Annotated in this window: 27 protein-coding genes and 1 riboswitch; of the genes, 17 read left to right on the forward strand and 10 right to left on the reverse strand. The window is 67.8% G+C overall.

Annotated elements, in window-relative coordinates; genetic code table 11:
* Nucleotides 1-36 precede the first annotated feature (36 nt).
* Entirely contained in the window at nucleotides 37-180 is a 144-nt protein-coding gene (locus tag NV401_RS02045) for a hypothetical protein (protein ID WP_261292703.1), read from the forward strand.
* Nucleotides 181-300: 120 nt separating this feature from the next.
* The gene (locus tag NV401_RS02050; protein WP_261292704.1) at nucleotides 301-654 is read left to right on the forward strand and encodes a PilZ domain-containing protein; all 354 of its coding nucleotides are present in this window, start codon (nucleotides 301-303) and stop codon (nucleotides 652-654) included.
* A 7-nt stretch (nucleotides 655-661) separates the two neighbouring features.
* Here NV401_RS02050 and NV401_RS02055 read toward each other — a convergent pair whose 3' ends face one another.
* The 7 genes from NV401_RS02055 to NV401_RS02085 form a co-directional block, all read right to left on the reverse strand.
* A complete protein-coding gene (locus tag NV401_RS02055; protein WP_261292705.1) occupies nucleotides 662-1,840 on the reverse strand; it encodes a vWA domain-containing protein in 1,179 nt (392 codons plus the stop codon).
* Nucleotides 1,841-1,879: 39 nt separating this feature from the next.
* Nucleotides 1,880-2,446 (reverse strand): CHAP domain-containing protein, encoded by a 567-nt coding sequence (locus NV401_RS02060; protein ID WP_261293059.1) that lies wholly within the window; start codon nucleotides 2,444-2,446, stop codon nucleotides 1,880-1,882.
* A gap of 107 nt (nucleotides 2,447-2,553) precedes the next feature.
* Nucleotides 2,554-3,408 (reverse strand): AAA family ATPase, encoded by an 855-nt coding sequence (locus NV401_RS02065; RefSeq protein WP_261292706.1) that lies wholly within the window; start codon nucleotides 3,406-3,408, stop codon nucleotides 2,554-2,556.
* A 66-nt stretch (nucleotides 3,409-3,474) separates the two neighbouring features.
* Nucleotides 3,475-4,140, reverse strand: a complete 666-nt coding sequence (locus NV401_RS02070; protein WP_261292707.1) for a DUF6975 family protein — start codon at nucleotides 4,138-4,140, stop codon at nucleotides 3,475-3,477.
* A 103-nt stretch (nucleotides 4,141-4,243) separates the two neighbouring features.
* Nucleotides 4,244-4,810, reverse strand: coding sequence for a PAS domain-containing protein (locus NV401_RS02075; RefSeq protein ID WP_261292708.1), 567 nt, complete (start codon nucleotides 4,808-4,810; stop codon nucleotides 4,244-4,246).
* 144 nt (nucleotides 4,811-4,954) lie between these two features.
* A complete protein-coding gene (locus NV401_RS02080) occupies nucleotides 4,955-7,273 on the reverse strand; it encodes a 3-hydroxyacyl-CoA dehydrogenase/enoyl-CoA hydratase family protein (RefSeq protein ID WP_261293060.1) in 2,319 nt (772 codons plus the stop codon).
* Complete coding sequence (locus NV401_RS02085) at nucleotides 7,273-8,409, reverse strand: thiolase family protein (RefSeq protein WP_261292709.1); 1,137 nt, start codon at nucleotides 8,407-8,409, stop codon at nucleotides 7,273-7,275. Before NV401_RS02085 ends, NV401_RS02080 begins: the two co-directional genes overlap by 1 nt.
* A gap of 188 nt (nucleotides 8,410-8,597) precedes the next feature.
* Here NV401_RS02085 and NV401_RS02090 point away from each other — a divergent pair, with 188 nt between their 5' ends.
* A complete protein-coding gene (locus NV401_RS02090) occupies nucleotides 8,598-8,771 on the forward strand; it encodes a hypothetical protein (RefSeq protein ID WP_261292710.1) in 174 nt (57 codons plus the stop codon).
* Nucleotides 8,772-8,784: 13 nt separating this feature from the next.
* Here NV401_RS02090 and NV401_RS02095 read toward each other — a convergent pair whose 3' ends face one another.
* The 3 genes from NV401_RS02095 to cobU form a co-directional block, all read right to left on the reverse strand.
* Nucleotides 8,785-10,122 carry a HAMP domain-containing sensor histidine kinase gene (locus NV401_RS02095; protein ID WP_261292711.1) on the reverse strand — a complete coding sequence of 446 codons (1,338 nt, stop codon included), beginning with the start codon at nucleotides 10,120-10,122 and terminating at the stop codon, nucleotides 8,785-8,787.
* Nucleotides 10,119-10,838 carry a response regulator gene (locus NV401_RS02100; protein ID WP_261292712.1) on the reverse strand — a complete coding sequence of 240 codons (720 nt, stop codon included), beginning with the start codon at nucleotides 10,836-10,838 and terminating at the stop codon, nucleotides 10,119-10,121. Before NV401_RS02100 ends, NV401_RS02095 begins: the two co-directional genes overlap by 4 nt.
* 91 nt (nucleotides 10,839-10,929) lie before the next feature.
* Nucleotides 10,930-11,457, reverse strand: a complete 528-nt coding sequence (gene cobU / locus NV401_RS02105) for a bifunctional adenosylcobinamide kinase/adenosylcobinamide-phosphate guanylyltransferase (protein ID WP_261293061.1) — start codon at nucleotides 11,455-11,457, stop codon at nucleotides 10,930-10,932.
* A 28-nt stretch (nucleotides 11,458-11,485) separates the two neighbouring features.
* Nucleotides 11,486-11,688: riboswitch (cobalamin riboswitch) on the forward strand.
* 133 nt (nucleotides 11,689-11,821) lie between these two features.
* Between cobU and NV401_RS02110 the strand changes: the two genes are divergently transcribed.
* The 14 genes from NV401_RS02110 to NV401_RS02175 all read left to right on the forward strand — a co-directional run bounded on the left by NV401_RS02110 (nucleotide 11,822) and on the right by NV401_RS02175 (nucleotide 26,138).
* The gene (locus tag NV401_RS02110) at nucleotides 11,822-13,759 is read left to right on the forward strand and encodes a TonB-dependent receptor plug domain-containing protein (RefSeq protein WP_261292713.1); all 1,938 of its coding nucleotides are present in this window, start codon (nucleotides 11,822-11,824) and stop codon (nucleotides 13,757-13,759) included.
* Nucleotides 13,759-14,736, forward strand: coding sequence for an aminotransferase class I/II-fold pyridoxal phosphate-dependent enzyme (locus NV401_RS02115; protein ID WP_261292714.1), 978 nt, complete (start codon nucleotides 13,759-13,761; stop codon nucleotides 14,734-14,736). The genes NV401_RS02110 and NV401_RS02115 overlap by 1 nt, the downstream gene beginning before the upstream one ends.
* Nucleotides 14,733-15,335 (forward strand): cob(I)yrinic acid a,c-diamide adenosyltransferase, encoded by a 603-nt coding sequence (gene cobO / locus NV401_RS02120; RefSeq protein ID WP_261292715.1) that lies wholly within the window; start codon nucleotides 14,733-14,735, stop codon nucleotides 15,333-15,335. The genes NV401_RS02115 and cobO overlap by 4 nt, the downstream gene beginning before the upstream one ends.
* Nucleotides 15,336-15,451: 116 nt before the next feature.
* On the forward strand, nucleotides 15,452-16,243 hold the full coding sequence (locus NV401_RS02125) for an ABC transporter substrate-binding protein (protein ID WP_261292716.1): 792 nt from the start codon (nucleotides 15,452-15,454) through the stop codon (nucleotides 16,241-16,243).
* Nucleotides 16,240-17,202, forward strand: coding sequence for a FecCD family ABC transporter permease (locus NV401_RS02130; protein ID WP_261292717.1), 963 nt, complete (start codon nucleotides 16,240-16,242; stop codon nucleotides 17,200-17,202). Before NV401_RS02125 ends, NV401_RS02130 begins: the two co-directional genes overlap by 4 nt.
* A complete protein-coding gene (locus NV401_RS02135) occupies nucleotides 17,199-17,969 on the forward strand; it encodes an ABC transporter ATP-binding protein (RefSeq protein ID WP_261292718.1) in 771 nt (256 codons plus the stop codon). The genes NV401_RS02130 and NV401_RS02135 overlap by 4 nt, the downstream gene beginning before the upstream one ends.
* Nucleotides 17,966-18,877, forward strand: coding sequence for an adenosylcobinamide-phosphate synthase CbiB (gene cbiB, locus NV401_RS02140; RefSeq protein ID WP_261292719.1), 912 nt, complete (start codon nucleotides 17,966-17,968; stop codon nucleotides 18,875-18,877). The genes NV401_RS02135 and cbiB overlap by 4 nt, the downstream gene beginning before the upstream one ends.
* Nucleotides 18,865-20,325, forward strand: a complete 1,461-nt coding sequence (locus NV401_RS02145; RefSeq protein WP_261292720.1) for a cobyric acid synthase — start codon at nucleotides 18,865-18,867, stop codon at nucleotides 20,323-20,325. Before cbiB ends, NV401_RS02145 begins: the two co-directional genes overlap by 13 nt.
* A complete protein-coding gene (gene cobT / locus NV401_RS02150; protein WP_261292721.1) occupies nucleotides 20,322-21,341 on the forward strand; it encodes a nicotinate-nucleotide--dimethylbenzimidazole phosphoribosyltransferase in 1,020 nt (339 codons plus the stop codon). Before NV401_RS02145 ends, cobT begins: the two co-directional genes overlap by 4 nt.
* 2 nt (nucleotides 21,342-21,343) lie before the next feature.
* Entirely contained in the window at nucleotides 21,344-22,114 is a 771-nt protein-coding gene (cobS, locus tag NV401_RS02155; RefSeq protein WP_261292722.1) for an adenosylcobinamide-GDP ribazoletransferase, read from the forward strand.
* Nucleotides 22,111-22,647 carry a histidine phosphatase family protein gene (locus tag NV401_RS02160; RefSeq protein WP_261292723.1) on the forward strand — a complete coding sequence of 179 codons (537 nt, stop codon included), beginning with the start codon at nucleotides 22,111-22,113 and terminating at the stop codon, nucleotides 22,645-22,647. Before cobS ends, NV401_RS02160 begins: the two co-directional genes overlap by 4 nt.
* 104 nt (nucleotides 22,648-22,751) lie before the next feature.
* Complete coding sequence (locus NV401_RS02165; protein ID WP_261292724.1) at nucleotides 22,752-23,699, forward strand: DUF808 domain-containing protein; 948 nt, start codon at nucleotides 22,752-22,754, stop codon at nucleotides 23,697-23,699.
* A 190-nt stretch (nucleotides 23,700-23,889) separates the two neighbouring features.
* Nucleotides 23,890-25,464, forward strand: a complete 1,575-nt coding sequence (locus NV401_RS02170) for a SulP family inorganic anion transporter (RefSeq protein ID WP_261292725.1) — start codon at nucleotides 23,890-23,892, stop codon at nucleotides 25,462-25,464.
* On the forward strand, nucleotides 25,461-26,138 hold the full coding sequence (locus tag NV401_RS02175) for a carbonic anhydrase (RefSeq protein WP_261292726.1): 678 nt from the start codon (nucleotides 25,461-25,463) through the stop codon (nucleotides 26,136-26,138). The genes NV401_RS02170 and NV401_RS02175 overlap by 4 nt, the downstream gene beginning before the upstream one ends.
* The last annotated feature ends 181 nt before the right edge of the window (nucleotides 26,139-26,319 follow it).

Raw genomic sequence — 26,319 nt, forward strand, 5'->3', positions numbered from 1 at the left:
CTGGGGGGTTGCCGATCACGCCGGAGTCGTCGAGACATGGAATCGGATCGTCAGTTCTATATGCGCCGGGTGACCTGCGAGCGGCTCGCCGCGGCCCGCGCCGTCACCGCCGAGGCGCGCGATCGGCGGATGCTGCTCGTCAAAACCTATCTCGAAAAGCTGCAGGCGATTTCGGCCTGAGGGCGGCTGCACCGGTCTGCGCTGCTCTGGATGTATCTCGACGGCCGCAGGCGGGGGTGACCGCGACGAATCGTTCGCAGCGTTAACCCATGGCGCCGCTGGCTGCTGTATTGGTCAAGTGTGACCGATGATCCGACTCCCGATCGCGCGGTAACGCGCGCCAAGCGCGACAGCGTGTTCCGCACGGCCCAGGTTGCGGTGCCGGGCATGCCGGGCGCGTTGACCTGCCGGGTCCGCAACATTTCGGAAACCGGCACCTGTGTCGACCATAAGGGCGAACTCGAACAGGGGATGCTGGTGCAGATCGCGATCGGCAAGGATGAGCCGGTCGCCGGTCGCGTGATGTGGGCAGCGTCGACCTTGGCGGGTATCGCCTTTGCCGGACCAAAGGGCGTGCCCGATGCGCCCCCCGCCGATCCGCTCACGCCGACCGCCGGCTGGCTGGCAGAACGGCCGGATGCCTATCGGCGCTAGCCGCGGATCAGCGCTTGCGCGTCAGTTCGCGCATGCCCTCGTCGAGCCCGGCCAGCGTGAGTGGATACATGCGGTCGGTCATCAATTCGCGAATGATCTTCACCGACTGAGAATAGCCCCATTGCTCCTTCGGCACCGGGTTGAGCCACACCGCGGCGGGATAGGTATTGGTCAGCCGGTGCAGCCAGACCGCACCGGATTCCTCGTTGAAATGCTCGACCGAGCCGCCGGGATGGGTGATCTCGTACGGGCTCATCGAGGCATCGCCGACGAACACCAGCTTATAATCGTGTCCGAATTTGTGCAGCACGTCCCACATCGGCGTTCGTTCGGTGAAGCGGCGGTGATTGTCCTTCCACACGCCCTCATAGGGGCAATTGTGGAAGTAGAAGAATTCGAGATTCTTGAATTCGCTGGTCGCCGCCGAGAACAGCTCCTCGCAGAGCTTTACCCACGGATCCATCGATCCGCCGACATCGAGGAACAGCAGCAGTTTGACGGCATTGCGGCGCTCCGCGCGCATCACCACGTCGAGCCAGCCCTGCCGCGCGGTGCCGTCGATCGTCGCGTCGATATCCAGTTCGTCGGCAGCACCTTCGCGCGCGAACTTGCGCAGGCGGCGCAGCGCCACCTTGATGTTGCGCGTGCCGAGCTCCCGGGTGCTGTCGAGATTCTTGAAGTCGCGCTGATCCCAAACCTTCAGCGCGCGCTTGTGCGTGCTCTCGCCGCCGATGCGGACGCCTTCGGGATTATAGCCGCTATTGCCGTACGGGCTGGTGCCGCCGGTACCGACCCATTTGTTGCCGCCTTGGTGACGTTCCTTCTGTTCGTCGATGCGCTTCTTCAGCGTCTCCATGATCTCGTCCCACGAGCCGAGCGCCTTGATCTTCTCCATTTCTTCGGGGGACAGGTATTTGGCGGCGACCGCCTTCAGCCATTCCTCGGGAATGTCGGCATTCTCGGTGCCGAACGATGTGGCGATACCGCGGAACACTTTGGCGAAGACCTGATCGAACTTGTCGAGCAGCCCCTCGTCCTTCACGTACACCGCGCGCGACAGGTAATAGAAATCCTCCGGCGTGCGATCGATCACCTCGGCATCGAGCGCCTCGAGCAGCAGCAAATGCTCCTTGAGGCTGGCAGGAATGCCGGCGGTGCGAAGCTCATCGAGAAAGTTCAGGAACATGGTATGTATCTTGGCCGCACCAGGCGGTCCTGTCGAGCCTCAGTAAGCGTCGATCAGCGCGCCGACATAATCCGGATTGCGCCCCGTGAGCTCGGGGGCGGGGGTGGCCTTGGCGATGGACCGTGCGGCCTCGGCATCGGGGCTGCCATAGATGAAGCCGTAGACCGGGTAGATGCTGCCGCCCAGCCCGTCGCGGTCACGATACCAGACCTTGACCGATGTCCAGTCGTTGCGCGCCGAAACGTCGGTAAGCGTGACATCCTGCTCGGCATGGCCACGTTCGCCATTCTGGCGCGACCAATTGGCGTGCGTGACCATCACCACGCGCTGTGTCACGACCCGGCTGACCACCGCGACATGACCCAGGCGAAGCTTGCTCGATTTCTCGAATACGATCACGGCGCCAACGCGCGGCGCGGCACCGCGTTTGTAGCGTCCACCGGCCTGCGCCCACCAGGTCCAGGCATTGCCGTAGATCTGGATGCCGGATGCGGCGCGCGCAAACGGCACGCATTCGCCGACATAGTCCAGCAACGAACTTGCAGTCGCCGGAACGGTGGTCACAAACGAGACCAACGCAATGATAACAGAGCCGAAAATACGCATCATGGATACCGTGGTAATGGTACCCCCCGAAAACTTGCGTAACCGGGAATGCTTTACCGCGCGTAAACCCTAGACCGCCTTGCTGCGCGAAATGATGATCGCGTCTGTCAGCCCTTGTTCTGCTGGCGCTTGGCCATGAAAGCGAGACGTTCGAACAGCATCACGTCCTGCTCGTTCTTGAGCAGCGCGCCGTGCAGCGGCGGGATCGCCTTGGTCGGATCGCGATTCTGCAGCACCTCGAGCGGCATGTCCTCGTGCAGCAGCAATTTCAGCCAGTCGAGCAATTCGCTGGTGCTGGGCTTTTTCTTCAGGCCAGGCACGTCGCGAACGTCGTAGAAGATATCCATCGCCTTGCTGACGAGGATCTTCTGGATGCCGGGGAAGTGCACGTCGACGATCGCCTGCATCGTCTGGCGATCGGGAAACTTGATATAGTGAAAGAAGCAGCGCCGCAGGAACGCATCGGGCAGTTCCTTCTCGTTGTTGCTGGTGATCACGACGATTGGCCGTTCCACCGCGCGCACCGTCTCCTTGGTTTCGTAGACGTGGAATTCCATCCGATCGAGCTCCTGCAGCAGATCGTTGGGGAATTCGATATCGGCCTTGTCGATCTCGTCGATCAGCAGCACGGGCGGCTTGGGCCGGGTGAACGCTTCCCAGAGTTTGCCCTTGCGGATATAATTGGAAATGTCGTGTACGCGCTCGTCGCCGAGCTGCCCGTCGCGCAGCCGCGCCACCGCGTCATATTCGTACAGCCCCTGCTGCGCCTTGGTGGTGGATTTGACGTTCCACTCGATCAGCTCGGCATCGACCGCCTTGGCGATTTCATAAGCGAGCACGGTCTTGCCGGTGCCGGGTTCGCCCTTGACGAGCAGCGGGCGGCGCAGCGTGACGGCGGCGTTGACGGCGACTTTCAAATCGTCGGTTGCGACGTAGCTCTGCGTGCCTTCGAAGCGTTTCATTCTCGCCCTCACCGAATTTGAATATCGGGTTTGGCGATAGAGGGATTCGACGCTCCGGTGCAAGCGCTACAGTTCGTCGCGCGCGCTGGCCCGTGCCTCCAGGAGATTCCACAGCCCGCGGTGCTGCGCGAGCAATTGCTGCGCGCCAAACGCCATCGCGCGCTCGATCCCCGGGCTCTGGCCGAGCGACAGCACGACGGTCTCGATCTCGGCATTCATCGGCAATTCGAAGCGCGGCGGCGTGACACCGAAGCGCGCCGCCGCGGCATCGAGCGGTATGCGGATCGCCGCCCAGTCGATCACCAGCGCGATCGCCGCGCCGGTCGCACAGCCGGCGCGTTCCGATTGCGCGAGCATGTCGAGCGCATGGCGCTGACCGAGCACGGCCGCTTCGGATTCAGCCTGACCGGGCGTCGAGGGCTGGTGCCCCGCGGCTGCGGTTAGCGTGGCGAGATAGGCGCGCTCGGCGGCGAAACCAGCGGCGGCCTCGATCAGCCAATCCTGTGCCAGCGGCTGCGCATTGATCGTTGCGGCGTGATCGATCACGCCCGGCTGCCGGCCGTGCAGCCAGCACAGGGCATGGACTGCGTCCGACAGGTCCCGCGGCGGGGCGTCGCGCGCGGCGAGCCGCGCTGGCAAGGGATGGCGCGCGCTGCCATCGGCGTCGGCCAGTGCGGCGATCAGGCCCCAATTACCGTCGCGGTTTGCCGTCTTTGTCGAAATTTGCGCCATGATCCCCCGGTGCGTCGGCCGGATGCTTGTGGCCGACGAAGCGTTGATTGGACCCCAGGGTTATACCGAAGCGCGTAAAGACCTGGTTTATTACCGATTAAGCCTAACTCAACTCGTCCGATTTGCGGCAGGATGCGTCCTCGATGCGCAACGCGACGCCGCGATGATGCGGCTCGATCGTTACCTGCAGTGACCGGTCGGCGCTGCGCGGCGACGGCAGGTCGAGCGCCTGCGCGACGCCATTGGCCTGCACCTGCGCGAGCGCGCGCCGTAGCGCGCCCCGCGCCGGCGCGGCAACGAGCGCGTCGACCGCGGCGCCGAGCGCGACGCTGCCGCCGAAAAAAGCGCGCGCCGTCTTGCTCGCGGCGATGACGCGCAGATCGGCGTCCGCCACGATCACCATGTCGCGGATCAGATCGAGCAGCGCGCCGGCGTCCGGCATCGGCATGGCCCGGTCGGGCAGGTGCGGCGCGAGCAGCGCTTCCATCACCTCGATCGAGGTGAGGACGAGGCGCGGGCGGCCGCGGAACAAGACGTAGACCGGCGTTCGCGCCGCCCGCTCCTGCCACAGGCCGAAATGGCGGACGAGGTCGGAGGCGGAGACGATGTCCGCACGGGGCAGGGCCGGGCGCGGCGCGGCGCGCGGGGCATGTCGGGGGGGAGCGCTCATCATCCCCGCGTTACGGGCGGGCCGCGCCGGTGCAAGGTAGCTGCTCCGGAGCGGTGGCAATTCCGCCGATCGCGCACCGATCCGGGGGGATCGTCACCGGGATCGGCGGTTTCCCGGGTGCCGGCCGGGCCGGCACCCGGACGCTCAATTGCGCAGCGGCTTGCCGGTAGTGAGCATCGCGACGATGCGCGCCTGGGTGCGCTCGTCCTTCACGCTGTCCATGAACGCGGCGCGCTCGAGATCGAGCACGTCCTGCTCGCTGACGGTATCGACCAGATCGGCGTCGCCCCCGGTCAGCACCACCGCGAGCCGGCCGGCGACGACCATGTCATAGTCGGTCGCCATCCCCTTCTTGTGGAAGTCGGACACCGCCATCGCCAGGCCGGTCTGCCCGCTTGCGCCGGCCAGCCGGAACGTCGGCGGCTCGGGCGCGACATAGCCGTCGACCAGCGCCAGCGCCTTGGCCTTGGCATCGGCCAGCAGCCGGTCGCGGTTCATGGTGATGCCGTCGCCCTTGCGCAGGATCATCATCTCGCGTGCTTCCGCCGCCGACTTGGCGACCTGCGCGGTCGAGATCATCTGGAACACCTGGCTCAGCGCCGGCATCGGGCCCTTGGGCAACGCACCCGCTTTGGTCCCGCGGTCGAGCATCTCGCCATTGCCGCCCCAGCCGGGGACGAGGCCCACGCCGCATTCGACGAGGCCGGCATAGGTCTCGGCATGCGCCTGGATCGCATCCGAATGCAGCAGGATTTCGCAGCCGCCGCCGAGCGCCAGGCCGGCCGGCGCGCTGACCACGGGGAAGGGCGCGTATTTCAGCGCCTTGTATGCCGCCTGGCCCTTGGCGACGGTCGCTTCGACCATGTCCCACAGCTTGGCACCGACCGCGAATATCGCCGCGCCTAGATTGGCGCCGGCCGAGAAGTTGGCTGCTTCGTTATACACCACCAGTGCCTTGAAGCGCGCACGCACCACCGGAATCGCCTGCTCGATCAGCGAGATCACCTGATCGTCGAGCGCATTCATCTTGGTATGGAATTCCAGTGCGGCGACGCCGTCGCCGACATCCCAAAGCGATGCCGACGCGTTGGTCAGGATCGGCTGCGCGCGAAGTTTGATGTCCTCGAGCAGTTCGACACCCTCGCCGCGCGGGACGTCGGCATACTCGCCGGCGGTGGTCAGATACTGTCGCTTGCCGTCCTCGACCCGGTAGAAGGGACGATCGCCCGCGGTTTTCAGGATCGCAGGCACGTCGCGGCCTTCGGTGGCCAGGCGCTGCGCTAGCAGGCCCGGGCCCATGCGATCGATGAGTTCGAAGGGACCGTATTTCCAGTTGTAGCCGAGCTTCATCGCATCATCGATGCCGATGATGTCGTCCGTCGCCTCGCCGACGAGCATGGCGGCGTAGGAGAGCACGCTGCCGAGGATCGTCCAGGCATAGCTGCCGATCTTGCCGGGCTCGGCAATCAGCGCGGCGAGATCCTTATCCGCTTTGCCAGGCAGGTCGGCGGGCTTCTGCTCGGGGCGATACTCGCCGGTCGCCAGGTCGAGCGACAATTTGGTCCGCGTCGCCTTGTCGAAGCGGTAGAAGCCGCCCTTGCCCTTGCGGCCGGTAAAGCCCTCCGCGATCATTTTGTCGACGAGCGGCATGTCGCGGACGGTGTCGAAATAGGGATCACCGGCGGGCAGCGTCGAGGATAGGCTTTTCGACAACAGCGGCATCAGATCGACGCCAACGAGATCCACGAGGCCGAAGATGCCGGTCTTGGGCACGCCCATCGGACGGCCGCCGATCTGGTCGGCCTCCTCGACGGTCAGCCCCTGGTCCATCGCCGCGTTGATCGCGACCGCAAGCCAGTAGGTGCCGATGCGGTTGGCGATGAAGCCCGGCGTGTCCTTCGCACGGACGATGCGCTTGCCCATGAAGCGATCGACGAAATCCTCGACCTTGCTGGCAACAGCGACATCGGTGTACTCGCCGCGCACGATCTCGACCAGCCGCATGTAGCGCGGCGGATTGAAGAAGTGCGTGATCAGGAAGTCGGCCTTGAACTGGTCCGACCGGCCGTCGACGAGATGGCCGAGCGGGATCGTCGAGGTGTTCGACGACACCGCGGTGCCCGGCCGCTTGAGCGCTTCCAGCTTGGCGTAGAGCGCCTGCTTGATGTCCAAACGCTCCACGATCGCCTCGACGATCCAGTCGCACTCGGCGACCCGGCCGAGATGATCGTCGATATTGCCCGTCTCGACCAGCTTGGCCGCACGCTTCGACATGAAGGGCGCGGGGTCGGTCTTGAGCATCTTGGCGACCGCGCCCTTGGCGACCGCATCGCGATCGTCGCCTTCACGGGGCACGATATCGAGCAGCAGCACGGGAATGCCGGCATTGGCGACCTGTGCCGCAATACCCGCGCCCATCACGCCTGCGCCGATGACGCAGACCTTCTTCACCTGATCGACCATCATGCGCGCTCCAGCACCGTGGCGATGCCCTGACCGCCGCCGATGCACTGGGTGGCGAGCGCATAGCGGCCGCCCTCGCGCGCCAGCAAGGCCGCCGCCTTGCCAACGATCCGCGCGCCGGTCGCGCCAAGCGGATGGCCGATCGCAATCGCGCCGCCGTCGAGGTTGATCGTCTCTTCCTTCAGGCCGAGGTCGCGGATGCAGGCGATCGCCTGGCTGGCAAACGCCTCGTTGATCTCGACCACGTCGAGGTCGGCGACGGTGATGCCCGCACGCTCCAGCGCCTTTTGCGAGGCATAGATCGGGCCGAGGCCCATGGTGGAGGGATCGTTACCCGACACCGCGACCGACTTGATCCGTGCGAGGATCGTCAGGCCGTGCTTGGTGGCGAACGCTTCCGAGGTGACGAGGACGGCGGAGGCGCCATCGGTCAGCGGCGAGGAGGTGCCGGCAGTGACCGACCCGTCCGTGCTGAACGCGGGCTTGAGGCCGGCGAGTGCTTCGACCGTGGTGCCGGCGCGGATCGTGCCGTCCTGGCTGACCGGGCCGGCTTTGGTCTGGATCGTCACGATCTCGTCGGAGAGCCGGCCATCGGCGCGCGCGGCGGCGGCCTTGTCCTGGCTTTTCACCGCAAAGGCATCCTGCTCGGCCCGCGTGATCTGATAGTCGCGCGCAACGTTCTCGGCGGTCTCGCCCATGCCCATATAGGCGCCGGCATTCTTCTTGAAGAGGTCGGGATTGGGCAAGGGGTTATAGCCGCCCATCGGCACGCGGCTCATCGATTCGAGCCCCGCGCAGATGAACGCGTCGCCGGCGCCGATATTGATCTGGCCGACCGCGATGTGGATCGCGCTCATCGACGAACCGCAGAACCGGTTGACCGTCATCCCGCCGACCGACAGCGGCAGATCGGCCAGCAGCCCGATCATGCGCGCAACGTTCAGGCCCTGCTCGCCCTCCGGGAAGGCACAGCCGAGGATGATGTCCTCGATTTCGGACGGATCGACGCCGGTCTTGTCGAGCAACCCGCGGATCGTCTGCGCGGCGAGATCGTCCGGGCGGACGCGGGCGAGGTCGCCCTTGCCGGCGAGGTGGAACGGCGAGCGGGCATAGCCGGCGATAACGACGTCAGTCACGGGAATCTCCATCTGGACGCCCGCTTGGCGGGCACGAGTCTCGAACGACCCTTAGGTGTGGTGGTTCACGTTTACGTCAAGGGCAAGCGCCGTGCAATATGTCCGGCGTGCGTTACCGCGATGCGGAAACATAGCGGACAAGTTGGCAGCGCATATCGCCGCGGCGAACGATCGTCCGGAGACCGCTTATGCCATTGCCCTCATCGCAGCTCGACTGCGCCATTGGCCGGCATCTGCCGCGTTATCAGCATCGCGACGTTGCCGGCCAGGCGATCCAGCGCTCGGCCTGCCGCGGCTGTGGTGCGGCGATTACCAAATCGGCGATCAGCCGCCGCTGGATCTTTTCGGGCATGCTCGGCTGAGCGCGCCGCTGCGTCAGCCGGGCAGGGTGACGCGCGCCAGCAGCCCGCCCCCGGGGCGGTTTTCGAGCATCGCTTCGCCGCCATGCGCGCGCGCCACGGCGCGGACGCTGGCCAGGCCGAGCCCGCTCCCCCCGGTATCGCGATTACGCGACCGGTCTGCGCGGAAGAACGGCTCGAACGCCTGGTCGAGATCGGCCAGCACGAGGCCCGGGCCGCGATCCGCCACTTCGATGATCGCCACGTCGCCCTCCCGTCGCAGCGTCACTTCGGCGGCGCCGGCATATTTTACCGCATTCTCGATGAGATTGGCGAGCAGCGCCTTCAGCGCCGGGCCATCGCCGTCGATCGTCAGTGCCGGGCCCGGGGCCAGCGCGACCTGCTCGCCGCGATCCTCGCATTGATCGGTGATGCTTTCGGCGAGCGAACGCAGATCGAGCCGCTGCCGGCGGGCATCGCGCGTCATGTCGCGGACGAACGCCATCGCCGCGCCGATCCGCTGGCTCATCTCCTGAATATCCTCTTCGCTCGCGATGCGCACGGCATCGCTGGCCTTTTCGAGCCGCAGCGACAGACGCATCAGCGGGGTTCGGAGATCGTGCGCCACCGCCGCGATCAGCATCGTGCGATCCTCGACATAGCGATTGAGCCGCTCTTGCATCAGGTTGAACGCCGTCGCCGCCTCGGCGATCTCCGGTGGGCCGGACAGTGGCAGGGGAGGCGCACGCGGATCGCGGCCCAGCCGCTCGGCGGCGGCGGCGAACAGCCCGATCGGCTTGGCAACGCGCCGCGCCAACGCCCAGGCGATCGGCGCGGCCACTGCTATCGCAACGAGCAGCCACAGGATCAGCCGCGCGCGCCACGGCCCGGTCACGCTGCCGGCGGGGCGGATCACGCGCCACAATCCCGGCGCGACGCGGACCGAGACGGCAAACGACCCGAACAGGCCGTTGTCCATCGCGAAGGACGGTGGCGGCGGGCCAGGCAGCCCCATCGGTACCGGCGCGCGGAATGCGCCCACCATCATTGGCGGGCCGTTGCGATGCCCTTCGACACGCACCGCGGCGGCGGGCAATCGCAGATCGGCGGCAATCAACCGCGCCAGTCGGCGATCGCGCTCGTCACCACCGGCATGCGGCGGGTCGCGCGACAAGGACGAGGTGAGCAGCCCGGTCGTATCGTTACCGGCGCGCACCACCTGCGCGATGCGATTGGTCGAATAGATTGCCGGGGTCGGCGGCGGCATCAGCAGCACGGCGGCGAAGTTGAGCAATTGCACCAGCAGCACGGTGAGCAGGATGAGCACGAAGATGCGCAGGAACAGCGGCCACGGGCGCTGGCGATCGCCGGTCACGCGCGCACGACGCGGGGCACGAAGAAATAGCCCTCGTTGCGGATCGTGCGGATGATCTCGTCGCCGCGCGACCGCAGCTTGCGGCGCAGCCGGCTGACCTGCACGTCGATTGCGCGATCGAACGCCTCGGTATCTGGGCCGCGCGCCGCTTCGAGCAGCGCGTCGCGCGCCAGCACGCGGCGCGGCCGCTCGACGAACGCGCGCAGCACCGCAAACTCGCCGTCGGTCAGGTCGACCAGCGTGCCATCGCCATCGACCAATTCGTGCGCGGTGAAATCGACTCGCCAGCCAAGAAAGCTGAAACTGCGCGCGTCGATCTGCTCGACCATGCTGCGCGCACGCAGCGCGGCGCGCACCGTGGCAAGGATTTCCCGCGGGCTGCACGGCTTGGCAAGATAATGGCTCGCACCGATCTCGAGCCCGAGGATGCGGTCCGGCTCGTCGCCAAGCGCGCTCAGCATGACGATCGGCGGCCCTCCCTGACGGCTCAGGCGGCGGCACGCCGATACCCCGTCCTCGCCCGGCATCATCACGTCGAGCAGCACCAGCGCCACCTTGTGGTGGGCGAGCACGACATCCATTTCCTGCGCGCTCGCCGCGGTCTTCACGTCATAACCATGCACGCTCAGGCTTTGCGCAAGCAGGTTGCGGATCGTGTGATCGTCGTCGACCACGAGCAATATCGTGCGGTCTTGATCGGGGAGCGGGCTGTTCATCGGGCGCGGGCTACCAAGAGGATGTGTGTGCAATGTTTCAGCGTATCCGGCACGCCGCACCGGCATCGTCGCCTGCTCGGCACGTTGCGGCCTATTGAGCCGGCGCGATCGGCGGGGGTGCCAGCGGGATGACCAGCCCGGCGACGACGAAATAGGCCGTGTCCACCCGGGCCGCGATCGCCTGGTTCAGCCGTCCGGCGGCATCGCGAAAGCTGCGGCCGAGCGGATGATCGGGTACGATCCCCATGCCCACTTCGTTGCTGACGATCGCCAGCGGCAACGGCGTGGTGTCGATCGCTGAGAGCAGCGCCTGCGTCGCCGCGTCGATATCGTGCCCGCCGAGCATCAGGTTGGACAACCACAGCGTCAGGCAGTCGACCAGGATCGCGCCGCCGGTCACCGTCGCGATCGCCTCGGGCAGCGCGAGCGGGCATTCCGTCGTGCGCCAGCGCGGGCCGCGATCGGCGCGGTGGTGGGCGATGCGCTCGGTCATCTCGTCGTCGAATGCCTGCGCGGTGGCGATATAGGTCAGCGCGCCGGGGCAGGCTTCCACCGTCGCCTGCGCCAGCCGGCTCTTGCCCGAGCGCGCACCGCCCAGGAACAACGTCTTGGAAACCAACATCTTGCCCTCGGTCAACCGCCGCTCTATGGGCGCGATTGCGACAGGTTTCCAGTGATGGAATGAAAAGGGAACCCGGAAGCGAGCGTCATGTTCGTCATCCGGGGCTGTCCCCGCAACTGTGACCGGCGAGTCTTGCCCCTTTGCGTGCCACTGGATCTTCGGATCCGGGAAGGCCGGGCAAGGCGATGAACCGGGAGCCAGGAGACCTGCCTGTCGCGGTTGTCCTTCGTGCGGACGGGGTGTTCCGGGCGATCGAGGTTTTTCCTCGCGTGACGACGTCGTTGGGGTCGTGCGCGATGGAAAGCTGTTTTCCTTGGCCAATCGTCACGTGCGTCCCCGCTCATTGCCAAGGGGAAACCACGTGAAGACCTATACCACTTTCTTGCTGCTGCCGTGCCTCGTCGCGGCGCTGCCCGCATCCGCGCAGACCGCGCAGTCGACTGACGGCCTCACGCAAGTTGCCGATGCGGGCGCCGACGTGATCGTCACCGCCAACCGCGACGCGCGGCCCGCCGCGACCGTCGGCCAGGCGGTGACCGTGCTCGATACCGCCACGATCACCGAACGTCAGGCTTCCGTCGTCTCCGATCTGCTGCGCCAGACGCCGGGCGTCACGGTTACCCGCAATGGCGGCGTCGGCACGGCGACCTCGGTGAACATCCGTGGCGCGGAAAGCGATCAGACCGTCGCGCTGATCGACGGCATCAAGTTGAACGACCCGTCCTCGCCCGGTGGCGGCTTCAACTTCGGCGGCCTGCTGATCGGCAATATCGCGCGCATCGAAGTGCTGCGCGGGGCGCAGTCGGTGCTGTGGGGCAGCCAGGCAATCGGCGGCGTGGTCAATCTGATCACGCGCCAGCCGACCGAGCAGATCGCGGTCAACGCGCGCGCCGAGGGCGGCTCGTTCGGCACGGGCCAGGGCTTCGCCAACGTCTCGGGCAAGGTTGGGCCGGTCTCGGCCAGCGTCGGCGGCGGTTACTACACGACCGACGGCATCTCGACCTATGCGCTCGGGCGGGAAAAGGATGGCTTCCGCAACTATGGCGCCAATGGCAGCCTGGGGATCGCGTTGGCCGAGAACATCTCGGTCGACCTGCGCGGCTTCTATACCAACGGGCGCACCGATATCGATGGCTTCCCGCCGCCCAATTTCACGTTCGGCGATACGCGCGAATATGGCGAGAGCGAGCAGTGGATCGGCTATGCCGGGCTCAACGCAGCTTTGTTCGACGGCAAGTTTCGCAACCGCATCGGCTTCGCCCACACCGATTCCGATCGCCGCAACATCGATCCTGATGGCACGCCGACCGAGACGTTCCGCGGCATCGGTCGCAACGACCGGCTGGAATATCAGGGTGTGGTGGATCTGAGCGACGCGATCTTCGCCACGTTCGGGGCAGAGCGCGAAGTCTCGCGTTTTTCCACCTCGAGCTATGGCGGGCCGGTGACCAAGGGGCGTGCGCGGCTGTCCAGCGTCTACGGGCAGGTGGCGGTGACGCCGATCGCCGGCTTCACCGCGACCGGCGGCGTGCGTCACGACGATCACAGCAAGTTCGGTGGCGAGACGACCTTTTCGGGCAGCGGCGTCTATTCGCCCAACGGCGGCGCAACGGCGTTTCGCGCCAGCTATTCCGAGGGATTCAAGGCGCCGACCTTGTATCAGCAGCAGAGCGAATACGGGAACGAGCGGCTCACGCCGGAGCGGTCACGCGGCTGGGATGCGGGCGTGACGCAACGGGCGTTGGGCGGCGCGATCGAAGCGAGCGCGACATGGTTTCATCGCAATTCGCGCGATCTGATCACGTTCGTCTCGTGCCCGGCAGTGGCAACGACAGGGATCTGCGTCGGCCGGCCGAACGGCACATACGACAATATCGCCCGCACCCGTGCGCAGGGGCTGGAACTCTCGCTGCTGCTCAAGCCCGTCGAGGCGCTGACGTTCAGCGCCAGCTATACCTATCTCGATGCCACCAACCGCTCCGCCGGCACCGCCAATTTCGGGCGTGATCTGGCGCGGCGGCCGGGCGACAACGTGGCGGTGAACCTGGACTATAAATGGCCGTTCGGGCTCAAGACCGGTGCCACCGTCACCGCGATCGGCGATAGCTTCGACAATGCCTCGAACGCGCGGCGGCTCGATGGCTACGTGCTGACCGATCTGCGCGCGGCCTTCCCGATCGGCGACCATTTCGAGGTCTATGGTCGCGTCGAGAACGTGTTCGATGCGCGCTACCAGACGATCTATACTTATGGTCAGCCGGGCCGTGCGGCGTTCGGCGGCGTGCGGTTGACCTATTGATGGACGACGCCCTCGCCATTTTCAGCGCACATGGCGGTCGCCTGGCCGCCGCGCGCGCCGTCTATGGCGAGGGCGACTGGATCGACCTGTCGACCGGCATCGCGCCTTGGGCGTGGCCGGTCGGCGATCTGCCGATGGGCTGGGACAGGTTGCCCGAACCGGGCGAGATCGCCGCGCTGGAAGTCGCGGCCGCGCAGGCATTCGGCGTTGCCGAAGCGCGCCACGTCGTGGCGGTGCCGGGCACCGATCTCGCCATGCGGCTCTTGGCGCCGCTGCTCGACGCAGCGCGACCGGCGGTGATCGTGCCGGGCTATAGCGGCCACCGCGCTGCTTGGCCGAATGCCGAGCCCATCTTTGCTCCCATCGCTGGAAGGGAGGGGAGCCCTTATGACCTGCTCGTCCTGGCCAGCCCGGCCAATCCCGATGGTCGCGTGACCGACCCGGCAATGCTGCGCGGCCTGTCGGACCAGACGACCGTCATCGTCGACGAAGCCTATGCGGATCCCATGCCCGGCCTTGCGCCTCACGGATCCGACCGCCTCGTCATCCTGCGTTCGTTCGGCAAGTTTTACGGTCTGCCCGGTGTCCGGCTGGGCTTCGTGATCGCCGCGGACGCCCTCGTGCCGCGCCTGCGCGCCACGCTCGGTGACTGGCCGATTTCCAGCGCCGCCGTCGCGATCGGCAGTGCGGCCTATCGCGATGCCGTGTGGCGGCGCGCGCAGCAGGCGCGGATCGATGAAACGGGCGTCCTGCTCGATGCCGTGCTGGCCGATGCCGGCCTGGCGGTCGTCGGCCGGGCGCCGTTGTTCCGCCTGATCGACTGCGACCCCGCCAGCGCGCTTTTCGCGCACCTTGCGCACCATGCTATCCTGACCCGGCCGTTCGCCGACCAGCCGACGCGCCTGCGCCTCGGCCTGCCGCGCGGCGCCGGCGCGCTGGCCCGGCTTGCCGCTGCCCTCGAGGAGTTCGTCCGATGACTGAAGACTATGACCGTCACAACGCCCGGATGAGACGCATGGCCGAGGCGCGCGCCAAGATGCAGGCGCGCCGCACGCTCGAGCGCGGGCTGCTGATCGTCCATACCGGCAACGGCAAGGGCAAGTCCTCGTCCGCCTTCGGCATGGCGATCCGCAGCATCGGCTGGGGCATGAAGGTTGCCATCCTGCAATATGTGAAGGGCAAGTGGGAGACGGGCGAGCGCAACTTCTTCGAGGCCTATCCCGATCTCGCCACGTTCGAGGTGATGGGGCAGGGCTTCACCTGGGACACGCAGGATCGCGCGCAGGATATCGCCGCGGCGCGCGCGGCGTGGGAACGGTCGAAGGAGATGATCCTCGATCCGGCGATCGATTTCGTGATCCTCGACGAGCTCAATATCGTGCTGCGCGATGACACATTGCCGATCGCCGAGATCGTCGCGTTCCTGAACGAGCGTCCGCTGACCAAGCATATCTGCATTACCGGGCGCGGCGCCAAGCCGGAACTGCTCGAGATCGCCGATCTGGTGACCGATTTCACTGAGGTGAAACATCCGTACAAGGCCGGCTTCAAGGCGCAGAAGGGCGTGGAGTTTTGACCCCCCCCGACCGTCACCCCGCACTTGGTCCGGGGTCCAACGTGCCGCAAATGCAACGGCTGCGATTCATGCGGCGCGTTGGACCCCGGACCAAGTCCGGGGTGACGAGGGTGGTTGTGGCGGCGCTCACGCCCCTCCTTATCTCCGCCGCCCCGCCCCGCCCGCCGCGCATCGTGTCGATCAACCCGTGCATCGACGCCGTGTTGATGCAGGTCGCCGATCCGGCGCAGATTGCGGGGATCAGCCATTATTCGCAGGATGCCCGCGCTACCTCGATCCCGCTCGCGCAAGCACGCCGCTTCCACGCGACATCGGGGACGGCGGAAGAGGTCGTCGCGCTCGCGCCCGATGTGGTTATCACAGGACCACATGTCGAACCGGCGACGATCGCCGCGCTCAAGCGCATGCATATCGCGCTGGTGCAATATCCGGTGCCGGAATCGGTCGCCGAGAGCGCCGCACAGGTGCGCGCGATCGCCGCGCTGGCGGGTCATGCCGACCGCGGCGGCATGCTGGCGGGGCGGATCGCGGCGGCGGCGCAGCCGTCGCGCGCGACGCCGCTGCCGGCGCTGATCTGGCAATCGGGCGGGCTGGTGCCGGGGGCCGGCACGCTGTCGGACGATCTGCTGCGCCGCGCCGGCTTCCGCAACATGAGCGCAACCTATGGGCTCAAGCAATGGGATGTACTGCCGCTCGAATATCTCATCGCCAATCCACCGCGGGTGCTCCTCTCGGTCGGCGCCGCGGAGGTCGGCGAGGATCGCCTGACCTCGCACCCCGCCGTCCGGCGGCTCGGGCAGCGCATCACGATCGCGCCTTATCCGGTGCGGCTGATGAATTGCGGTGGCCCGACGATCATCGCCGCGATGACGCGGTTGAAGCAGGTACGACGGGCATTCGGATCATGACGCGATTGAATTTGGGGTTGCTCGTCGCGCTGCTGCTGGCGGCGTGCCTGTCGGTCGCGGCGGGCAAAGTGTGGGTGCCGCTCGACGCGTGGAGCGCGGCCGATCCGCGCTCGATCATCATCGTCGAATTGCGCCTGCCGCGGATGATACTGGGCATGCTCGTCGGGGCCGCGCTCGGCCTGTCCGGCGCCGTGATGCAGGGCTATCTGCGCAATCCGCTGGCTGATCCCGGGCTGTTCGGCGTGTCCGCCGGCGCGGCGTTCGGCGCGGTGCTCGCCCTCTATTTCGGCTATGCCGCGCAGATCTGGCTGCTGCCCGCATTCGCGCTGGCCGGCGCGGCGGGCACGATGGGCCTGCTTGCCGTGATCGCCGGGCGCTCTGGCAGCCTGATCCTGTTCACGCTGGCGGGCATGATCCTGACCAGCATCGCCGGCTCGCTCACCTCGCTGGCGATCAGCCTCGCCCCGACGCCATTCGTCTCGTCGCAGATCGTCACCTGGCTGCTCGGCGCATTGACCGATCGTAGCTGGGACGACGTCAAAGTCGCGCTGCCGCTGATTCTCTTGGGCGGGGCGATCCTCGCCACCACCGGACGCTCGCTCGACGCGCTGACCTTGGGCGAGCAGGCGGCGCGCTCGATGGGCGTCGACCCACGCCGGCTGCAGCTCGCGGTGATCGCCGGCATCGCGCTGACGGTCGGCGCGTCGGTCGCCTCCGCTGGAGTGATCGGCTTTGTCGGCCTGATCGTGCCGCACATGGTGCGCCCGCTGGCCGGCAACCGGCCGTCGGCGATCCTGCTGCCATCGGCACTCGGCGGCGCGCTGCTACTGACCCTCGCCGACAGCCTGGTGCGGCTCGCGCCGACGGTCAGCGAGCTCAGACTCGGCATCGCCATGTCGATGCTCGGCGGGCCGTTCTTCCTCTATCTGTTGCTGCGCATGCGAAGGAAACTGGCATGAGCATCCTCGCTGTCGACCATCTCGGCCTGACGCTTGGCGGCAATGTCGTGCTTGACGACGTACGCTATGCGTTCCGCCCCGGCCGTGTGACGACGTTGCTGGGCGCCAACGGGGCGGGCAAGAGCAGCCTGCTCGCCTGCCTTGCCGCGCTGCGCGTGCCGACCCGCGGCGTGGCAACGCTGGACGGCGGCGATGTCCAGACACTCGATCGCCGCGCGCGCGCGCGCGCGATCGGGCTGCTGCCGCAGGCAGCGGACGTGCATTGGGACATCGACGTGGCGACGCTGGTCGGGCTCGGCCGGCTACCGCATACCGGGCGCTGGAGCATGACCGCGGCCGACCGCGCGGCGGTCGATCAGGCGCTTGCCGCGACCGACATGACTGTGCTGGCCGGACGCAGCGTCGAGCGCCTGTCGGGCGGCGAGCGCGGCCGTGCCCTGCTCGCGCGCGTGCTCGCCGGCCAGCCCGACTGGCTGCTGGCCGATGAACCGCTGGCCAATCTGGATCCGGCGCACCAGCTCGACGTGCTCGCGCGGCTGCGCGACGTGGCGGCGGGCGGCAGCGGCGTGATCCTGGTGCTGCATGACCTGCACCTCGCGTCGCGCGTCGCGGACGATGCGGTGTTGCTGAAGGACGGACGCGTGGTCGCCGCCGGCCCCGCCAGCACCGTGCTGACGGCGCCGCTGATCGCTGAGGCGTATGGTGTGGAGGTCGAAATCGGCGTCACCCCGGCCGGCCACCGCTTCATCCTGCCGATCGGGCGGTGACTTATGCCGCGGTCCTGCTGGCCATGCTGATTGCCGAGGCAGCGTTCGGCTATCCGCGCCGCTGGCGGCATCCGGTGATGGCCGTGGGGCGCCTGATCGACGCGGCCGAACGGCGCTGGAACGGCGGCAACGCCGTGCGCCAGCGATTCGCCGGCATGGCGTTGCTCGGGGTGTTGGTCGCGCTGTCCGCGTTGATCGGGGGCGTGATCGAGCGCGTGGCAGGCGATGGCTGGGGCATATTGGCTGTCATTGCGATCGGCACCACCGGGCTCGCGCAGCGCAGCCTGCACGATCATGTTGCGGCGGTGCTGCGTCCGCTCATGGCGGGGGATCTGCCGACCGCGCGCGGGGCGGTCGCGATGATCGTCGGGCGCGATACGGCAGCGCTCGATGAGGCCGGGGTCACTACCGCCGCGATCGAAAGCCTGGCAGAGAGCTTTTGCGACGGCGTGGTCGCGCCGGCCTTCTGGTTCCTGCTCGCCGGCCTGCCCGGATTGTTCGCCTGCAAGGCGATCAACACCGCGGATTCGATGGTCGGCCACCGCACGCCGCGGCTGCGCTGGTTCGGCTGGGCATCCGCACGCGCCGACGACGTCGTGAACTGGTTGCCCGCGCGAGTGTCGGGCGGGCTGATCAGCCTGGCCGGGCGCCGGGGCTGGCGCACCATGCTGCGTGATGCGGGGGCTCATGCCTCGCCCAATGGCGGCTGGCCCGAAGCGGCGATGGCCGGCGCGCTGGACCGGCAGCTGGGCGGCATGGTGCGGTACGACGGCGAACCGGCGTATCGCGCCGTGCTCGGCCGCGGCGCGCCACCCGATGCCGCCGATCTCGCCCGCGCGCTCGGCGTGTATCGCGGGGCCTGCCTGCTATTGTGGGTGCTGGTAGGGATGCTCGCATGGCTGCTGTGATGTTGCAGGGAACGGGATCGGACGTCGGCAAATCGGTGCTGGTCGCCGGCTTGTGCCGGGTGTTCGCCAATCGCGGTCTGCGCGTGCGCCCGTTCAAGCCGCAGAACATGTCGAACAATGCCGCAGTGACCGCCGATGGCGGCGAGATCGGGCGCGCGCAGGCGCTGCAGGCGATCGCCTGCCGCACGGCGCCGCATGTCGACATGAACCCGGTGCTGCTCAAGCCGCAGAGCGACCGCACCGCGCAACTCGTGGTCGGCGGGCGGGCCCGGGGCACGATGGCGGCGGGCGATTTCTGGCGGCGCAAGCCGGATTTGCTGGGCGAGGTGCTCGGCGCCTATCATCGCCTGTCGGCTGAGGCGGATATCGTCGTGGTCGAGGGGGCGGGCTCTCCCGCCGAGATCAACCTGCGCCGCAGCGACATCGCCAATATGGGTTTTGCGCGTGCGGCAGACGTGCCGGTGGTGCTGGTCGGCGATATCGATCGCGGCGGGGTGATCGCTGCGCTGGTCGGCACCCAGGCAGTGATCGATCCAGCCGATGCGGCGATGATCCGCGGCTTCATCATCAACAAGTTTCGCGGCGATCCGGCCCTGTTCGATGACGGGCTGCTGGCGATCGCCGAGCGCACCGGCTGGTGCAGCATCGGCGTGGTGCCGTGGCTGGCCGATGCGGCGCGGCTGCCGGCGGAAGATGCGGTTGCACTGGGCCGCGACGCCGGGGGCGGCGCGGGGCCGCTGATCGCGGTGCCGATGCTCAGCCGGATCGCCAATTTCGACGATTTCGACGCGCTGGCGCACGAGCCCGGCGTCCGGCTGACCATGATCCCGCCGGGGCAACCGCTGCCCGGTGATGCCGCGCTCGTCATCCTGCCCGGCACCAAGGCGACGATCGCCGATCTCGCGTTCCTGCGCGCGCAGGGCTGGGACGGGGATCTCGCCGCGCATGTTCGCCGCGGCGGGCGCATGCTCGGCATTTGCGGCGGGTATCAGATGCTCGGGCGGACGATCGCCGACCCGGCGGGGATCGAGGGGGTGGCCGGCACGGTCGCCGGGCTCGACCTGCTGCCGATCGACACGGTGATCGCCGGCGACAAGACGACGCGCCCGATCGAGGGGCGGTTTGTCGCCGGCGAGGCGGGCTTCGGCGGCTACGAAATCCATGCCGGCGTCACGACGGTCGATCCCGGGGCGCCGCCGCTGTTGCGCTTCGCCGACGGTACGTTCGACGGCGCCAGCGCGCGCGACGGGCGGATCGCCGGCTGCTATGTCCACGGCCTGTTCGACCGCGCCGAGGCGCGCGCGCACCTGATCGCGACCCTGGGCGCCGCCTCGGACGGAACCGAGCGTCGCGAAGAGATCGATCACGCGCTCGATGCCATCGCTGCGACGCTCGAAGACGTGCTGGATATCGACGCCATTCTCACGATTGCCGGACAAACGACATGATCGACGAACAGACCGTCTGGGCGCATCTCGATGCCCTAGCCAAGCCGCGCCGGAGCCTTGGCCGGCTCGAGGAGATCGCGGTTCGGCTGGCGCTGACGCAAGCACGGCTCGATCCGCGCACCACCCCGCGCCGCATCGTGCTGTTCGCCGGCGATCATGGTTGCGTTGCCGATGGCGTCTCGGCCTGGCCATCGGCGGTGACCGGCATGATGGTCGGAACGATCCTGGCCGGGCGCGCGACGAGCAACGCGCTGGCCGCGGCGAACGATTGCCCGCTGCGGCTGATCGACGTCGGCGTGGCCGGCCCGCGCGCCGCCAATCCGCCTCCGTTCTTTCGCGACGCGCGGGTCGCGGACGGCACCGTCAGCCTGGCGCACGGGCCGGCGATGAGCCCGGCGCAGTTCGACGCGGCGTGGCAGATCGGCGCCGACGAGGCCGATCGCGCGGTGGATGACGGCGCGGCGCTGCTGATCGCGGGCGAGATGGGCATCGGCAATACCACGCCGGCCGCCTGCCTCACCGCGTTGCTCACCGGGATCGATGCCGTGGCCGCGGTCGGGCGCGGCGCAGGCGCCGACGACGCCGCGGTCGCGGTGAAGACCGCCATCGTCGCCGCTGCCGTCCAGCGTGCCACGCCGCTCCTGGCGACCGACGCCGTGGCGGCGATTGCCGCGGTCTGCGGGTATGAAATCGCCGCCATGGCTGGGTTCTTCGCGCAGGGCGCGGCGCGCGGCGCGACGCTGTTGCTCGACGGCTATGTCGCGACGGCCGCCGCGTTGGTCGCCGAGCGGCAGGCGCCGGGCAGCGCGCGGGCGATGATTGCCGGGCACCGTTCGGCCGAGCCGGGGCATACCGCCGCTTTGGCCACGCTCGGGCTCGATCCGCTGCTCGACTGGGGGATGCGGCTCGGGGAAGGCAGCGGCGCGCTGGTCGCGCTGCCGTTGCTCGACGCGGCCGCGGCGCTGCTCGGCGATGTCGCACGGCTCGACGCGATCGGCGCGAGCAGGGCGGACTGAGCATGGGTCGCGCACCCTGGTGGGCACCGCCGCTGCTCGCGGTGCAGTTCCTGACGCGCCTGCCGGTTCCGCCGCTTGCCGGCTTGACCCCGGCACAAGCCGGTGACGGGCTGGCGCGCGCGCTGGCCTGGCTGCCGCTGGTGGGATCGCTGATCGGGCTGAGCACTGCCGGCGTGTTCGTTGCCGCCGGCCTGGTCTGGCCGCCACTGATCGCTGCGTTGCTCGCACTGGCGGTGGAGGCGCTGCTGACCGGCGCGTTCCATGAGGATGCGGTGGCCGATTTCTGCGATGCGTTCGGCGGCACCGCGCAGGGCGAAGAGGCGCGCCGGATCATGCGCGACAGCCGCATCGGCAGCTACGGCGCGCTGGGCCTCGGGCTTCTGGTCGCGCTCCGGCTGGCGGCAGTGATGGCGCTGCCCCCGGCCATGGCGGTTGCCGCGATCGTCGGCGCGGCAACGGCCGGCCGGCTGTGCGCCGTGCTGCTTGCCGCTGCCGTGCCGCCGGTGGCGAGCGGCGCGGGCATGGCCGTGCGCATGGCCGGCGCGCCGCGTGCCAGGCTTGCCTCAGCGTTGTTGCTGGCGCTGCCCGGCACCATCCCGATCGTCGTGCTGCAGCCCTGGCCGGCGCTCGCCGCGGGGATGGCCGGCCTGCTGTTCCTCGCCTGGCTCAGCGCGTTCCTGCGCCGGCGCATCGGCGGCAGCACCGGCGACTGCCTGGGCTTCGCGGCCTATATCGGGCAGCTCCTGTTGCTGCTCGCGGTGGCCGCCGGATGAGCGTCCTGCTCGTCCGCCACCCGCCGGTGGCGCGGGCCTGGGCAGGGCGCTGCTATGGCCGATCCGACATGGGCTGGAGCCGGGCCGGGGCGGCGCTGGCGACAGCGCTTGTCGACCGGCTTGCCGCGCAATCCTTCGCCACGATCGTCCATTCCGGCGCGATCCGGACGCGGATGCTGGCGGAGCGGCTGGCGCGGCGCACCGGCGCCGCGCTTCATGAAGACGCCGGCTGGCTGGAACGCGATTTCGGCACCTGGGAGGGCCGGCGTTGGGATGCGATCTGGCGCGAGACCGGCGCGCTGATGGATCGCATGATGACGGACCCGACCGGGTTCCGGCCAGGCGGCGGCGAGACCGGCGCGGAATTGTCGACCCGCGCCCGCGCCGCGTGGCAGCGCCTGCCGGAGAACGCGCTGGTGATCGCGCATGGCGGTCCGATCGCCGCGCTCCGCGCCTGGCGCGCCGGTGCGCCGCTGGAGCGCATGATCGATCATGTGCCCGGCTGTGGCGAGGTTATCGCGCTGGCGCGTTGACCGGGGACTCGCGCTTGCGCGCGACCGACGATAGGGGGCTTCCCGTTCTTGTCTGCGATCGGTAGGCGCGTCGCGGGGGCCCATAACGACCGGGGAATGTTTTCATGGCCACAGGCCTCGTAGCTCTACTCGACGATGTCGCGGCGATCGCGCGGCTCGCTGCCGCCTCGGCCGACGATGTCGCCGCCGCCTCGATGAAGGCGTCGTCCAAGGCGATCGGCGTGGTCGTCGACGATGCCGCGGTGACGCCGAAATATGTCGCCGGACTAACGCCGGCGCGCGAATTGCCGATCATCTGGAAGATCGCCAAGGGCTCGCTGCGCAACAAGCTGCTGATCCTGTTGCCCGCCGCGCTGCTGCTCAGTGCCTTCCTGCCATGGATCATCACGCCGATCCTGATGCTGGGCGGCCTGTATCTGTCCTATGAAGGCGCGGAGAAGATCCTCGCCGCGCTGCTCGGGCACGGCCATGCCGACGATGCGGCGCCCGAAGCCGGGCAGACCGCCGAAGATATCGAGAACGAGAAGGTCGGCGGGGCGATTCGCACCGACCTGATCCTGTCGGCCGAGATCATGGCGATCGCGCTGGCCGAAGTGTCGGACGAAACGATCGTGACGCAGGCGGCGGCGCTGATCGGCGTATCGCTGCTGATCACCGCGGGCGTCTATGGCGTGGTCGGGCTGCTGGTGAAGATGGACGATATCGGGCTGCATCTGGCCAAGCGGCAGGGCGCGACACGCGCGTTGGGCCGTGGGCTGGTCGGGGCAATGCCGATCGTGCTGGCGGCGATCGCCAAGATCGGCACCGTGGCGATGCTGTGGGTCGGCGGCGGCATCCTGATCCACGGGCTGGAGGAATTCCATCTCGAGGCGATCCCGCACGCCGCGCATGTGGTGCGCGATGCGATCGGGGGATTGATGCCGTTTGCGCCGGGGCTCGGCGCCTGGTTCGGCTTCGCCGTCGCCTCGGCCATCGTGGGATTGCTGAGCGGCGGGCTGTTGGCGCTGATCGTGCCGCGGGTGACCGCGCTGTTCGGCGCCAAGGCGCACTGACGGGCGAGCAACATTCGGGGCCCGTTTGTTGCTGATCGCGCCGCGGCCGCCGGTTGTGCTGCCCCGCGATGGCGTCGCTGTAACGTTTGATTGCTGCACCGCAATGAACGGAACAGCGCAGGTCGGCACTGGTCTAGGATGAGCCGGTTAGCCCGCCAATTACGGCCGCGGCACCGTCTCGAGGTCTCATTTGTCGTTTCCCCTATTCAAGACCCTGCGCGCGGATTTCCCCGCATCGATCGTTGTCTTTCTCGTCGCCCTGCCGTTGTGCCTCGGCGTCGCGCTGGCCTCGGGTGCGCCGTTATTCTCGGGCGTGATCGCCGGCATCGTCGGCGGCGTGGTGATCGGCAGCCTGTCAAAATCGCCCTTGTCGGTCAGCGGCCCGGCCGCCGGCCTGACGGTGATCGTGTTCGCCGCGATCGAGCGCCTGCCGTCGTTCGAGGCGTTCCTGCTCGCGGTCATGCTGGCCGGTATCATCCAGGTGGCATTGGCCGCGACGCGATCGGGCATCGCCGCGGAATTCGTCCCCTCCTCGGTGATCACCGGCATGCTGGCGGCGATCGGTCTGATCCTGATCCTCAAGCAGGTGCCGCACGCGATCGGCTATGACGGCGATTTCGAAGGCAGTTTCGAGTTTCTCCAGGCCGACGGCAGCAACACCTTTTCGGCGATCATCACCGCGGTGCAGCAGCATCTGTCGCCCGGCGCGATCCTGATCGCCGCCGCCAGCCTCGCCTTCCTGTTCTGGTGGGATCAGGCGCGCCCCAAGGAGGGCCCGCTGCGCTTCGTGCCGGGGCCACTGGTTGTCGTGCTCATCGGCGTCGGCGGCAACGCGCTGCTCGGTCTCGTCAAGCCGAACTGGCAATTGGGCGTGTCGCATCTCGTGCAGGTGCCGATCGCGCGGAGCTTTGGCGAATTCACCTCCTTCTTCGCCACGCCCGATTTCTCGCAGATCGGCAACGGCGCGGTGTGGACCATCGCGCTGACGCTGGCGATCGTCGCCAGCCTCGAATCTCTGCTCAGCGTGAAGGCAGTCGACGAACTCGATCCGCAGCGCCGCACCACGCCCAAGAACTGGGAAATGATGGCGCAGGGCGGCGGCAACATCGTCTCCGGGCTGATCGGTGGTCTGCCGGTCACCTCGGTGATCGTGCGTTCCTCCGCGAACGTCGATGCCGGCGCGCAGAGCAAGACCTCGACGATCCTGCACGGTCTGTGGCTGCTGCTCAGCGTGGCGCTGATCCCGTTCCTGCTCAACATGATCCCGCTCTCCGCGCTCGCCGCGGTGCTGATCGCGACCGGCTACAAGCTGACCAAGCCGAAGCTGTTCACCGAACGCTACAAGCAGGGCTGGACGCAGTTCGTGCCGTTCGTCGTCACGATCGGGGCGATCCTGTTCACCGATCTGTTGATCGGCATCATCATCGGACTCGCGGTCGGCTTCGTGTTCGTCGTGGCGCGCAACTTCCGTTCGGCGATCACCTTCGTCTGCGATGACGAGAACTGCCTGATCCGGGCGCGGCGCAACCTGTATTTCATCCACAAATACGAGCTGCAGAAGGAACTGAACAAGGTTCCCGACAACGCCAATCTGCTGATCGACCTGTCGTCGACCAGCTATGTCGATCTCGACAATGTCGACGTCATCAATGCCTTCATCAAGGGCGCCTCGTATCGCGGCATCAACGTGACGGTGCGCGGCGACGTGGCCGAGCGCAGCGCGCCGCTGATCAACGCCCCCATTACCGGAATCCGTTTCGCATGAAGAATTACAAGCAGCTCCTCCTCGCCAACCGCGCCTGGGCACTCGAGCTGACGGAGGAGAAATCCGACTTCTTCGAGCGCCAGACGCTGGGCCAGAAGCCCGAATTCCTGTGGATCGGCTGTTCCGACAGCCGCGTCAGCCCGGAGCAGATGACGATGACGCCGCCCGGCGGCATGTTCATCCACCGCAACATCGCCAACCTCGTCAATCATGACGATCTCAACCTGATGTCGGTGCTGCAATATGCCGTCACCGTGCTGGGCGTGAAGCACGTCATCGTCTGCGGCCATTATGGTTGCGGCGGGGTCAAGGCGGCGCTCGACGGTGGCACGACCGGGTCGGTCGATGCGTGGCTGCAGACGGCGCGCGACGTGGCCAGCGATCACTGGGAGGAACTGGGCAACCAGCCCACCCCGGAAGCCAAGGCCAACCGCTTCGTCGAATTCAACGTGCGCGATCAGCTGGTCAATCTCGCCCGCACCGAAGCGATACAGACGGCCTTCGCGGGCACGCAAGAGCTGTGGCTGCACGGCTGGGTGTACGACATTCGCGACGGGCGCATCAAACCGCTGATGGAGATCGACCGCGATACGGTGCTGGAGGCAGTGCCGCACCCCAAGCGCGTGCTGCTGACCGAGGACGAGCGCCAGGCCGCCCCGGCCGTGGCGGACTAGTCCTCGATATAATGCGGCACGAAGCTTGCCGCACCCCAAGCGCGTGCTGCTGACCGAGGACGAACGCCAGGCCGCCCCGGCCGTGGCGGACTAGTCCTCGATATAATGCGGCACGAAGCTTGCCGCACCCCAAGCGCGTGCTGCTGACCGAGGACGAACGCCAGGCCGCCCCGGCCGTGGC

The sequence above is a fragment of the Sphingomonas hylomeconis genome (assembly GCF_025370105.1).
GTDB lineage: Bacteria > Pseudomonadota > Alphaproteobacteria > Sphingomonadales > Sphingomonadaceae > Sphingomonas > Sphingomonas hylomeconis.

What these genes read in the sequence shown, in the direction of transcription:
- NV401_RS02045 (WP_261292703.1), top strand. Translation starts at nt 37, where the DNA reads ATGGAATCGGATCGTCAGTTCTATATGCGCCGGGTGACCTGCGAGCGG.
- NV401_RS02055 (WP_261292705.1), bottom strand. Translation starts at nt 1,840, where the DNA reads ATGTTCCTGAACTTTCTCGATGAGCTTCGCACCGCCGGCATTCCTGCC.
- NV401_RS02060 (WP_261293059.1), bottom strand. Translation starts at nt 2,446, where the DNA reads ATGCGTATTTTCGGCTCTGTTATCATTGCGTTGGTCTCGTTTGTGACC.
- NV401_RS02065 (WP_261292706.1), bottom strand. Translation starts at nt 3,408, where the DNA reads ATGAAACGCTTCGAAGGCACGCAGAGCTACGTCGCAACCGACGATTTG.
- NV401_RS02070 (WP_261292707.1), bottom strand. Translation starts at nt 4,140, where the DNA reads ATGGCGCAAATTTCGACAAAGACGGCAAACCGCGACGGTAATTGGGGC.
- NV401_RS02075 (WP_261292708.1), bottom strand. Translation starts at nt 4,810, where the DNA reads ATGAGCGCTCCCCCCCGACATGCCCCGCGCGCCGCGCCGCGCCCGGCC.
- NV401_RS02080 (WP_261293060.1), bottom strand. Translation starts at nt 7,273, where the DNA reads ATGGTCGATCAGGTGAAGAAGGTCTGCGTCATCGGCGCAGGCGTGATG.
- NV401_RS02090 (WP_261292710.1), top strand. Translation starts at nt 8,598, where the DNA reads ATGCCATTGCCCTCATCGCAGCTCGACTGCGCCATTGGCCGGCATCTG.
- NV401_RS02100 (WP_261292712.1), bottom strand. Translation starts at nt 10,838, where the DNA reads ATGAACAGCCCGCTCCCCGATCAAGACCGCACGATATTGCTCGTGGTC.
- NV401_RS02115 (WP_261292714.1), top strand. Translation starts at nt 13,759, where the DNA reads ATGGACGACGCCCTCGCCATTTTCAGCGCACATGGCGGTCGCCTGGCC.
- cobO (WP_261292715.1), top strand. Translation starts at nt 14,733, where the DNA reads ATGACTGAAGACTATGACCGTCACAACGCCCGGATGAGACGCATGGCC.
- NV401_RS02130 (WP_261292717.1), top strand. Translation starts at nt 16,240, where the DNA reads ATGACGCGATTGAATTTGGGGTTGCTCGTCGCGCTGCTGCTGGCGGCG.
- NV401_RS02135 (WP_261292718.1), top strand. Translation starts at nt 17,199, where the DNA reads ATGAGCATCCTCGCTGTCGACCATCTCGGCCTGACGCTTGGCGGCAAT.
- NV401_RS02145 (WP_261292720.1), top strand. Translation starts at nt 18,865, where the DNA reads ATGGCTGCTGTGATGTTGCAGGGAACGGGATCGGACGTCGGCAAATCG.
- cobT (WP_261292721.1), top strand. Translation starts at nt 20,322, where the DNA reads ATGATCGACGAACAGACCGTCTGGGCGCATCTCGATGCCCTAGCCAAG.
- cobS (WP_261292722.1), top strand. Translation starts at nt 21,344, where the DNA reads ATGGGTCGCGCACCCTGGTGGGCACCGCCGCTGCTCGCGGTGCAGTTC.
- NV401_RS02160 (WP_261292723.1), top strand. Translation starts at nt 22,111, where the DNA reads ATGAGCGTCCTGCTCGTCCGCCACCCGCCGGTGGCGCGGGCCTGGGCA.
- NV401_RS02165 (WP_261292724.1), top strand. Translation starts at nt 22,752, where the DNA reads ATGGCCACAGGCCTCGTAGCTCTACTCGACGATGTCGCGGCGATCGCG.
- NV401_RS02175 (WP_261292726.1), top strand. Translation starts at nt 25,461, where the DNA reads ATGAAGAATTACAAGCAGCTCCTCCTCGCCAACCGCGCCTGGGCACTC.